The 9562-nt window shown below is 70.0% G+C and carries 8 protein-coding genes (1 of these 8 only partly in view); 2 read left to right on the top strand and 6 right to left on the bottom strand.

Annotation, left to right across the window (positions count from 1 at the left end; all coding sequences use genetic code 11):
* The 6 genes from BS69_RS0109965 to hisS form a co-directional block, all read right to left on the bottom strand.
* Window positions 1-1432, bottom strand: partial view of a DUF4139 domain-containing protein gene (locus BS69_RS0109965; RefSeq protein WP_037504469.1) — the 5' portion only. 71 nt of this gene lie to the left of the window's left edge; 1432 of the gene's 1503 nt are visible here — the first part of the coding sequence; the start codon lies at window positions 1430-1432; its stop codon lies off the left edge, out of view.
* 11 nt (window positions 1433-1443) lie between these two features.
* Complete coding sequence (locus tag BS69_RS0109960) at window positions 1444-2847, bottom strand: DUF4139 domain-containing protein (protein WP_029941804.1); 1404 nt, start codon at window positions 2845-2847, stop codon at window positions 1444-1446.
* Window positions 2848-2959: 112 nt separating this feature from the next.
* Window positions 2960-3652, bottom strand: a complete 693-nt coding sequence (locus tag BS69_RS0109955) for a DUF4167 domain-containing protein (protein ID WP_051676680.1) — start codon at window positions 3650-3652, stop codon at window positions 2960-2962.
* 227 nt (window positions 3653-3879) lie between these two features.
* Window positions 3880-4722, bottom strand: a complete 843-nt coding sequence (gene prmC / locus BS69_RS0109950) for a peptide chain release factor N(5)-glutamine methyltransferase (RefSeq protein ID WP_425423531.1) — start codon at window positions 4720-4722, stop codon at window positions 3880-3882.
* Window positions 4719-5795, bottom strand: a complete 1077-nt coding sequence (gene prfA / locus BS69_RS0109945; RefSeq protein WP_029941801.1) for a peptide chain release factor 1 — start codon at window positions 5793-5795, stop codon at window positions 4719-4721. Before prfA ends, prmC begins: the two co-directional genes overlap by 4 nt.
* The gene (hisS, locus tag BS69_RS0109940; RefSeq protein WP_029941800.1) at window positions 5792-7045 is read right to left on the bottom strand and encodes a histidine--tRNA ligase; all 1254 of its coding nucleotides are present in this window, start codon (window positions 7043-7045) and stop codon (window positions 5792-5794) included. The genes prfA and hisS overlap by 4 nt, the downstream gene beginning before the upstream one ends.
* 53 nt (window positions 7046-7098) lie before the next feature.
* Between hisS and BS69_RS0109935 the strand changes: the two genes are divergently transcribed.
* Both BS69_RS0109935 and ppa read left to right on the top strand, forming a co-directional pair.
* Complete coding sequence (locus tag BS69_RS0109935; protein ID WP_029941799.1) at window positions 7099-9012, top strand: M61 family metallopeptidase; 1914 nt, start codon at window positions 7099-7101, stop codon at window positions 9010-9012.
* Window positions 9009-9545 (top strand): inorganic diphosphatase, encoded by a 537-nt coding sequence (ppa, locus tag BS69_RS0109930; protein WP_029941798.1) that lies wholly within the window; start codon window positions 9009-9011, stop codon window positions 9543-9545. Before BS69_RS0109935 ends, ppa begins: the two co-directional genes overlap by 4 nt.
* Window positions 9546-9562: the final 17 nt, after the last annotated feature.

Here is a 9562-nt window from a genome sequence, read left to right as displayed (position 1 = left end):
CGTCGCGGCGAACCAGCTTGCCGTCGGCACTGATTCGCTTGCCGTCCGCGAGGAGTAGTTTCACCTCGACCGCGACTGGGACCGAGCGGTCGTTGCTGAGGTCGAGCCGGAAGCGCTCAGGCGCGGTCCGGACGAGCCGGGCGCGGACTCCGGGCACGTCGTCGAGTGCGACTTCGACCTTCTCCCCGATGGTCTTGTCGTCGAGCGACCCCTCGCCGATCAGCAGCGGCCGGGGGCCCCCTTCGCGCATCACCACCACCCGGCCCGCCGGGAGCGGCAGGCCAAGGCCCTCGGCGGCCCGGTTCTGCGTCCGCAGGACGAGGGTCGCATTGACCTCGTCGGGGGCATCGGCGGTGAGGAGGAAGGTGTAGACCGGGGTCACGCGCACCGTGGGCTGGTCGATGAGGCCGACCTGCTTCTGGGCGTTGGCGGCGACCGTGACCTGTTCGGGGATTCGGTAGAGCTGGAGATCGCCGAGCTGCTCGCGATTCGCCTTCATCACCCGCATGCCGGTGACGACGATGTCCTGGGCGCTTTCCATCGCCGGTGCGGCCGCCATTGGCGGCGGGGGCGGTGGCGGCGGCGGAAAGCCGGGCTGCTCCGTCTCGATCTCGCTGGTCGTGCCCTGCGGCCAGCATTGCAGCCGGATCGGCGGCGCCTCGGCGTCGGGCACCTCGGCATCCTCGCGATTGACCCGGCCCGCGACCGCCTGGGTCGTCGCATCGACGAAGCTCGTGTCGTCGGTGCTGGCGAGCGTCAGCCAGGCCCTGAGCTCGAGGCGGCGCTCGTCGGGCGACAGGGTCGCGACATAATCCGCCTGCCAGTCGAAGCCGGTGGCGAGATAGGAGAGGGTGACGGTCGCCTGCAGCGCCTGGCGCGCGCGGACCCGGACCGAGAGCGTCGGCCTGGCGCTGAGGCCGGGCGGGACACGGTCGTAGGCAAGGGTTTCGGCGAGGCCGCTGCAGCGCAGGGCCTCGATGCCCGCCGCGGTCTGGAGCACGACGCCGCTTTGGCTTCCGGTGCGGACGATGGCGTCCTCGGTCACCACCTTGCCGGTCGCCCTGTCGGTCCGGCGCAGGCTGACCCGCTGGCCGAGCGAGCGGTCGATCAGGCTTCCGGCCGAGAGCAACAGGGCATCGCGGTTGCGCTCGAGGAGCCCCTCGGGGACGCCGGCGACGATCGCGCTCTGCGGGATGATCCCGCTGGCAACGCCCTCGAAACGAAGCTCCGATTCGCCGGCGGGAATGGCGATGGTGCGGGCCTCGCTGATCAGGGCATAGCCGTTCAGCCAGTTGCGCTCGAGCGCGCGATTGCCGCGGTTGAGGTCGCGGTAGACGGTGACCGCGACCCGCTCGGGCCGGGGCGAGGTCACCGCGACCTGCGCCATGACCGGTCCCGGGAGCACCAGCAGGAGAAGCGCGAGGGCGCGCATCGCCCGGGGCCTCAGTAGCGGGTGTCGAAGACGGCGGTGACGCTGGCCTCGCCATTGGCGGGGACGGCCACGCGCCAGATTGCCGCGTCGGCGGAGTTGCGTTCGCTCTTCTGGCTTTCGCTGACGATTCGCGTGTCGCCCCACAGGCCATCCTGGAAGAGGACCACGGTCACCGGCCTCGGCGAGGCATTGGTGAGCTTGTACCGCATTGCGGTCCGCCAGCGACTGCCGTCCGAATCGAGGCGGGTGCGCTGCTCGACCGTCGGCTGGACCTTGATGTCGAAGGCCTGGCCGGTGGTCAGCCCGAGCTCGCTGCCCATCGGGGTGTGGCCGATCCGCGATTCGCCGACGAATTGCGGGGTTCCGCGACTGTCGCGCTGATAGACCCGGACCGTGCCCGCCGGGAGGGCGTCGCCAAGGCCCTGCGTCCGGCCGGTCGAGAAGCGCAGCACGGTGTTGGCGCTGACCGGCTGGTCGGACGAGCCGAGCCAGCCGTTGCGATATTCGTAGGCGCGCTGGGCCGGGGCGCCGGACACGTCGAGGAAGCTGACCTGCTTCTGCTGGGCCTGGGCGATCGTGGTCCGCTCGGGCAGCGGATAGAGATAATAGTCGCCGATCCGCTCGCGATTGGCGGTCTCGGTCCCGGCATTGCGGAGCGGCGGCGGCGGAGACGGTCGGAAACGGCCGTCGTAGCGCTGCGCCTCGCCGCCGACCGCGCCGGCGACCAGCACGACCTCGGCATTGCGATAGGCGGTGCCGCTCTGGTTGTTGAGCGTGATCCAGCCCTGGACATTCATCCGCCCGGCGGCCTCGTCGAACAGCGCGACATAATCGGCGTCCCAGCCGAGCCCGGGGGTGAGGTAGGTGAGCGTCACCGGCTGGCGGCCACCGCGGGGCGCGGTGAGCGTCACCGACAGGGTCGGGCGCGGACGGAGGCCCTCGGGGACCTTGTCGAAGATCACCCGAACGGGGAGGCCGTCGTCGCGCAGCACCTCGATCCGGTCGCCGATCTGGAGCACGACGCCGCCATTGGCCGCGAGGACCCGGGCGCGCTCACGGGTCTCGGCGCCGGTGGCGGGGTTGATCCGGACGATGGTGATGGTCTCGCCCACCGCCTTCTGCATCAGCGCGCTGGGACTGAGGAGATCATAGTCGAAGTTCTGCTCGACGATGCCGATGTCGCTGCCGGCAAGCGTGACGGTCTCGGCGCGGATCTGCGCGGACACGTCGGGAAACTCCTGGCGTGACCGGCCGGCAGGCAGGGTCAACTCGCGCCGGTCCTGCACCAGCGCGAGATTGTTATTGTAGATGGTGACCGCGACATTGCCCTGGGCGCTCGCCTCGGGGGCGGGAATGCTCTGGGCGACCGCCGGAACGGCCGCGACGGCGGCTAGAAGACCCACGACCACGCGCATCACCATGCTCCTTCCCCAAGCGAGGAAGACAGCATGTGACACTGTCACATGGACGTCAACTGAACGACCACGGTTCGATCAACGGCGTGGCGGTGCCGCCACGCCTGCCCGGTCAGGCGGCGGGCGCGACCCCGTCGTCATTGTCCTTGACGCGCGGCCGGCGCGTGCGGCGGGGACGCGGCGCCTCCTCGGTCTCGTCAGACGCGACCTCGCCGACCGGACCGATCGCCGGCGGCAGGAAGTCGGCGATCCCGACGGGCTGCTCGGTGTCGGCGGGCTCGGCACCCTCGTCCTCGCGGCGCGGACGCTCGAAACGCTCCCGGCGCGGACGCTCGGCCCGCTCAGGACGGTCGCCGCGATCCTGACGCTCGGCGCGCTCCTGCCGGTCGCCCCGCTCGGGACGGTCCTGGCGCTCGCCGCGGTCTCGCCGCTCGTAGCGGTCCTGCCGAGGCTGGCGCTCCTGGCGCTGCTCGGACGCCTCGTCCTCGCCCTCGCCGTCGATCAGATCCTCGTCGCCCTCGTCCTCGTCGTCGTCACCGCGACTGGGGCGCTGGTCCTCGAAGCGCGAGCGGGTCTCGCTCAGCACCCGGAAATAGTGATCGGCGAACTGGAGGTAATATTCGGTCTGCACACGGTCGCCCGCGAGCTGGGCGTCGCGCGCCATGTTCTTGTACTTCTCGAGCAGCTGCGCGGCATTGCCACGGCTCCGCTGGTCGCGGCTGTTGCCGCCCCCACCGCCGCCACCCAGACCCTGCGGCCGCTGACCCCCACGACCGCGACGGCGGCCGTTCTGGCGATTGTTCATCAAGCGTTGAGTTCCTTGACCACTAGCGCCGACGTTTTCCTCGAAGCGCGTAACCCAGTGTGCCGGACAGCGACCCGCTCGCTTGCCCGTCCCCTCTGTCGTCGATGTCGCGCCAGTGGGCGCGGGACAGGCGATTTCGTCGGGGGTGGCAACAGTCGGCCTGTCGAGGCGGACTGGTGCTGGGAAGAGATGTAGCGGGCCGGAATGGCTTTTCCAAGCCCTTATCGTCAGGCGCGGATGAGCAGCGCCCGCGGCCGGCCGGCGAGATCCCGGGCCAGCTCGGGGGCGAGGCCCGCCTCGCGGAAGAGCGCTGCCGCCGCGTCGGCCTGGTCGTAGCCGATCTCGATCGCGGCCAGCCCGCCCGGATTGAGCAGGCGCCCGACCTCGGGCGCGAGGCGGCGGTAATCATCGAGCCCGTCGGGGCCGGCGAACAAGGCTTCCGCCGGCTCGTGCTCGGCGACGCCGGGACCCAGCTCGGCGTCGGTCGCGACATAGGGCGGATTGCACAGCAGGAGGTCGAACCGCTCGGTGACCTTCTTCGCCCAGTCGCCGAGGCGGAAATGGGCGCGGGGGGCAAGGCCGAGGCGGGCGGCATTGCGCTGGGCGTAAGCGAGCGCCGCCTCGCTGGCGTCGATCCCGAGCCCGGTCGCGCGCGGCCACTGGTCGAGCGCCGCAAGGAGCAGGGTGCCCGGCCCGGTCCCGAGGTCGAGGATCCGCTCGGGGCCGTCGGTCCTGGCGAAATGCTCGATCGCCGAGGCGATCAGCGTCTCGCTGTCGGGGCGCGGGATGAGCACGCCGGGACCGACCTCGAGCTCGATGTTCCAGAAGGCGCGGCGGCCGGTGATGTAGGCAACGGGCTCCCCCTTGCAGCGCCGCTCGAGGAAGTCGGCGAAGCTTGGGGGGACCGGGCCGCCCGGGGGGTGGAGGAGGAGTTCGTCGCGCTCGATCCCGTAGGCATGGGCGAGCAGGAGTTCAGCGTCGAGCCGCGGCGTGTCGGTGCAGTCGGGAAGCCGGCGGACCGCATCGGCGATGACCCGTTCGACCGCCTTGGCTGACGCCGCGCTGCTCACTCTTCGAGGCCGGCGAGGCGCTGGGCCTCGTCCTCGGCGATGAGCGCCTCGGTCAGCTCGCGAAGGCCCGGACCCTCGAGGATCTCGGGCAGCTTGTGAAGGGTGAGGTTGATCCGGTGGTCGGTCACCCGGCCCTGCGGGAAATTGTAGGTACGGATCCGCTCCGACCGGTCGCCCGAGCCGACCATCGACTTGCGCGCGCCCGCCCGCTCGGAGGCGAGGCGCTCGCGCTCGAGCTCGAACAGGCGGGTGCGGAGCACCTTCAGCGCCTTGGCCTTGTTCTTGTGCTGGCTCTTCTCGTCCTGCTGGATGACGACGAGGCCGGTCGGCAAGTGGGTGATGCGGACCGCGCTGTCGGTGGTGTTGACCGACTGGCCGCCGGGCCCGCTCGAGCGGTAGACGTCGATCCTGAGGTCCTTGTCGTCGATATGGACGTCGACTTCCTCGGCCTCGGGCAGCACCGCGACGGTCGCGGCGCTGGTGTGGATCCGCCCGCCGCTTTCGGTCGCTGGGACGCGCTGGACGCGGTGCACGCCACTCTCGAACTTCAACCGGGCGAACACCCCGTTGCCGGCGATCGAGGCGACCGCTTCCTTGTAGCCGCCGACCTCGGACTGCGAGGCGCTGATCAGCTCGAACTTCCAGCCCTGCTCGTCGGCGAAGCGCTGGTACATGCGCAGGAGGTCGCCCGCGAAGAGCGCCGCCTCGTCGCCGCCGGTGCCGGCGCGGACCTCGAGCATGGCGGCGCGCTCGTCGGCCGAATCCTTGGGCAGGAGCTGGATCGCGAGCGCGCGCTCGGCCTTGGGCAGCGCTTCCTCGATCAGCGCCAGCTCCTCGGCGGCCATGGCGCGCAATTCCTCGTCGCCGTCGCGGGTCATGTGGCCGAGGCTCTCGCGCTCGGCCCTCAGCCGGCGGACTTCGCGCGCCGCGGCGGCCACGGGCTCGATCTGCGCATATTCCTTGGACAGGCGGACGAAGACGTCGGGGGCGAGGTCGCCGGACGACATGGCTTCGGACAATTCCTGCCGCTTCGCCTCGATCTGGGCGATCCGCTCGGACGAGATCATGGTCATGCGATCAGGCTGGCCCGCTCGTGCTCGAAGATCTCGCCGGCACGCTGGGCGGCGGCGTCATTCTCGTCGAGGAGCTTGAAGTTGGCCGAGGGCGCGCCGTCGCGGATGTCGAGGCTGAGGATCGCCGGCGGACTGGCCTTCATCGCGCGCTGGTAGCGCTTCTTGGGGCTTCCGGTGACCAGTGCCTCGGCCGCGACGCCGTGGCGGCGAAGGATGGCGACGAAGCGCGTCGCCGCGGCCTCGCGCCCGGCATTCTCCGCGACCACCGCGACCGGCACGGCCTCGCGCGGGGCGGCGATCATCATGCTCAGCCGCTCGATCCCTGCCGCCCAGCCGATCGCCGGGGTGTGCGGGCCGCCGAGCGCCTCGATCAGCCCGTCGTAGCGGCCGCCGGCCAGGACGGTGCCCTGCGCGCCCAATGTGTCGGTGACGAACTCGAACGCGGTGTGGCGATAGTAATCGAGGCCGCGGACGAGGCGCGGGGCGCGCTCCCAGCGGACCCCGGCGGCATCCAGGCCGGCGGTGACCGCGGCGAAGAAGTCGCTCGCCTCGGCGGTCAGGAACTCGTCGATCGCGGGGGCCGAATCAACGATCGGCCAGTCTGCATGGGCCTTGCTGTCGAGGATCCGCACGGGGTTGCGGTCGAGCCGGTCGCGGCTGTCCTCGCTGAGATCGGCGCGGTGCGCGGCGAAATGCTCGTAGAGCGCGTCGCGCCAGGCCGCGCGGGTGACGGGATCGCCCAGCGTGTTGAGCTTGCAGACGATGCTGTCGCCGAGGCCGAGCTCGCGCAGCAGCAGGTCGGCGAAGCTCAGCACCTCGACGTCGGCCTGCGGTTCACCCGCGCCGAGGATTTCGGCGTCGAGCTGGTGGAACTGGCGGAAGCGGCCCTTCTGCGGGCGTTCGTAGCGGAAGGCGGGGCCGTGGGTCGCGACCTTCAGGGGCGCGAACTGCTGCCAGCCCTCGGTGAGAAAGGCGCGGGAGATTCCGGCGGTAAATTCGGGCCGCAGGGTGACGCTGTCGCCCGAGCGATCCTCGAAGGTGTACATCTCCTTGGAGACGACGTCGGTGGTTTCGCCGAGCGAACGGGCGAAGACCGCGGTCGGCTCGAGCACGGGCACCTCGACCCGGCGAAAACCGAACAGCCGGCGGACCCGGTCGAAGGTCGCGACGACATGCGCGAAGCGGTCCGCCTCGTCACCGAGCAGGGATTGCATTCCGCGGATGGGCTGGGGGGTGGAGATTTGGGCCATAAAGTTGCGCGCCGCCCCTAGCGGCTGCGGGCCGCGATGGCTAGGCGGGCTCCATGCGTACCCTGGTCCTGCTCGCGGCGCTGGCCGCCTCCACCGCCGCCATCGCACAAAACAGCGCCCCGACCGCGATTCCCCCGGTCAACCAGGTGCCTGCCGCGCGCGACATCCCTTATCCCGGCACCATCCGGCTCGAGGTCGACGCGACCGATACCGACCGGGCAATCATCAAGGTCCGCGAGACCATCCCCGTCGCCGGTGCAGGCGAGCTCGTGCTGCTGCTTCCGCGCTGGCTGCCGGGCGCGCACGGGCCCGACCAGAAGCCCGACAAGCTCGCGGGTCTCGAGATCCGTACCGCCGAGGGCGCCGTGCTGCCGTGGGTCCGCGATGCGGTGGAAACCAGCGGCTACCGCGTGACGGTCCCCGCCGGGACCCGCGCGATCGAGGCGCGCTTCGCCTTCGTCTCGCCGACCCAGCCCAACCAGGGGCGGATCGTGGTGACGCCGGCGATCAGCAACATCCAGTGGGAGAATGTCTCGCTCTACCCGGCGGGCTATTACACGCGGCAGATCCCGGTCGAGGCGACCCTGGTTCTCCCCGCCGGCTGGCAGGCCGCGACAGCGCTTCGCCCGAACGGCGCCGCCGACGGGAACGGCAACCGGATCCGCTACGGCACGGTCTCCTACGAGACGCTGGTCGATTCGCCGGTCTTCGCCGGCCGCTATTTCCGCAAGGACGATCTCGGCCACGGGGTCACCCTCAACAGCGTCGCCGATGCGCCCGACGAACTGAAGATCCCCGGCGACGTGCTGGCCAAGCACCGCGCCATGGTGGACCAGGCGATCAAGCTCTTCGGCGCCCGCCACTTCGACCATTACGACTTTCTCAATGCCGTGACCGACGAGCTCGGCGGGATCGGCCTCGAGCATCATCGCTCGACCGAGATCGACACGTCGCTCGGCTATTACACCGACTACGACAAGCGAATGTACGACCGGAACGTCTTCCCGCACGAGTTCGTGCACAGCTGGAACGGCAAGTTCCGGCGCGGCGCCGACCTGTTCACGCCCGACTACCAGACCCCGATGCGCAACAGCCTGCTGTGGGTCTACGAAGGCCAGACGCAATTCTGGGGAACGGTGCTCGAGGCGCGCGGGGGCATGACCTCGAAGCAGGACATCCTCGACCGCCTGGCGATGACCGCGGCGGGGCTCGACACCCAGCCCGGCAAGGCATGGCGTCCGCTCATCGACACGACCAACGATCCCATCATCCAGAACCGCGCGCCCGAGCCCTGGGGCAGCTACCAGCGCTCCGAGGATTATTACAACGAGGGCATGCTGATCTGGCTCGAGGCCGATGCGATCATCCGCGGCGGCACCGCGAACAAGCGCGGCATGGACGATTTCGCCAAGGCCTTCTTCGGGGTCCGCGACGGCGACTGGGGCGAATTGCTCTACACCCGCGACGACGTCATCGCGACGCTCAACCGCATCTTCCCTTACGACTGGGCCACCTTCCTCCGCGAGCGGGTCGACCAGGTCCGTCCGCGGGCGCCGCTCGAGGGCTTCACCCGCTCGGGCTACCAGCTCACCTACACCGACGAGCCGACCGCGGCGTGGAAGGCGCGCGAGACGCTCGGCGGCAATGTCGATCTCGGCTATTCGCTCGGGGTCGCGGTCAAGGGTGGCAAGCTGACCGGCGTCAAATGGGGCAGCCCGGCCTTCGCCGCCGCGCTGCGTTCGGGCGACGAACTGATCGCGATCGGCGAGCGCGCCTATTCCGACGATGCCTTGCGCAACGCCGTGCGCGATGCCAAGGGCACCACCACGCCCATCCGGCTGACCTACAAGCGCGGCAATGCCGTCCGCACGGTTGCGATCCCTTATGCGGACGGCCTGCGTTATCCGCGCTTCGTCAAGGTCGGGAAGACCAAGGGCGCACTCGATATCCTGCTGGAGCCAAAGTGAACCTCGAACTCGTGCCGGCGGGCATCAATCCGCCCGAACAAGTCAATGTCGTGATCGAAGTGCCGATCGGCGGCGAACCGGTGAAGTATGAGTTCGACAAGAAGTCGGGCGCGATCTTCGTCGACCGCATCCTGCACACCGCGATGCGCTACCCGGCCAATTACGGCTTCATCCCGCACACGCTGGGCGAGGACGGCGATCCGCTCGACTGCCTGGTGATGAACCGCTGGCCGTTCATGCCCGGCTGCGTGGTCCGCGCCCGCCCGGTGGCGGTGCTGTTCCTCGAGGACGAGGCCGGCGGCGACGAGAAGCTGCTCGCGGTCCCCGACGTCAAGACGACCCCTTATTACGAGGACGTCAGCGAGGGCGATCACCTGCCCAAGATCGTGCTCGACCAGATCGCGCACTTCTTCACCCACTATAAGGACCTCGAGCCCGAGAAGTGGACCCGGGTCGGCCGCTGGGGCGGCCGCGAGGAGGCGATGAAGGTCATCGAGGACGGCCTCGAGCGGGCCAAGCGCGAAGGCTTCTGAACCAAGGAAGGGCCCCG

The sequence above is a fragment of the Sphingomonas astaxanthinifaciens DSM 22298 genome (assembly GCF_000711715.1).
In the GTDB taxonomy this organism is placed as follows: domain Bacteria; phylum Pseudomonadota; class Alphaproteobacteria; order Sphingomonadales; family Sphingomonadaceae; genus Sphingomicrobium; species Sphingomicrobium astaxanthinifaciens_A.
Note: the sequence above shows the minus strand (reverse complement) of the source record. Positions and strands in the feature narration are given on the sequence as shown.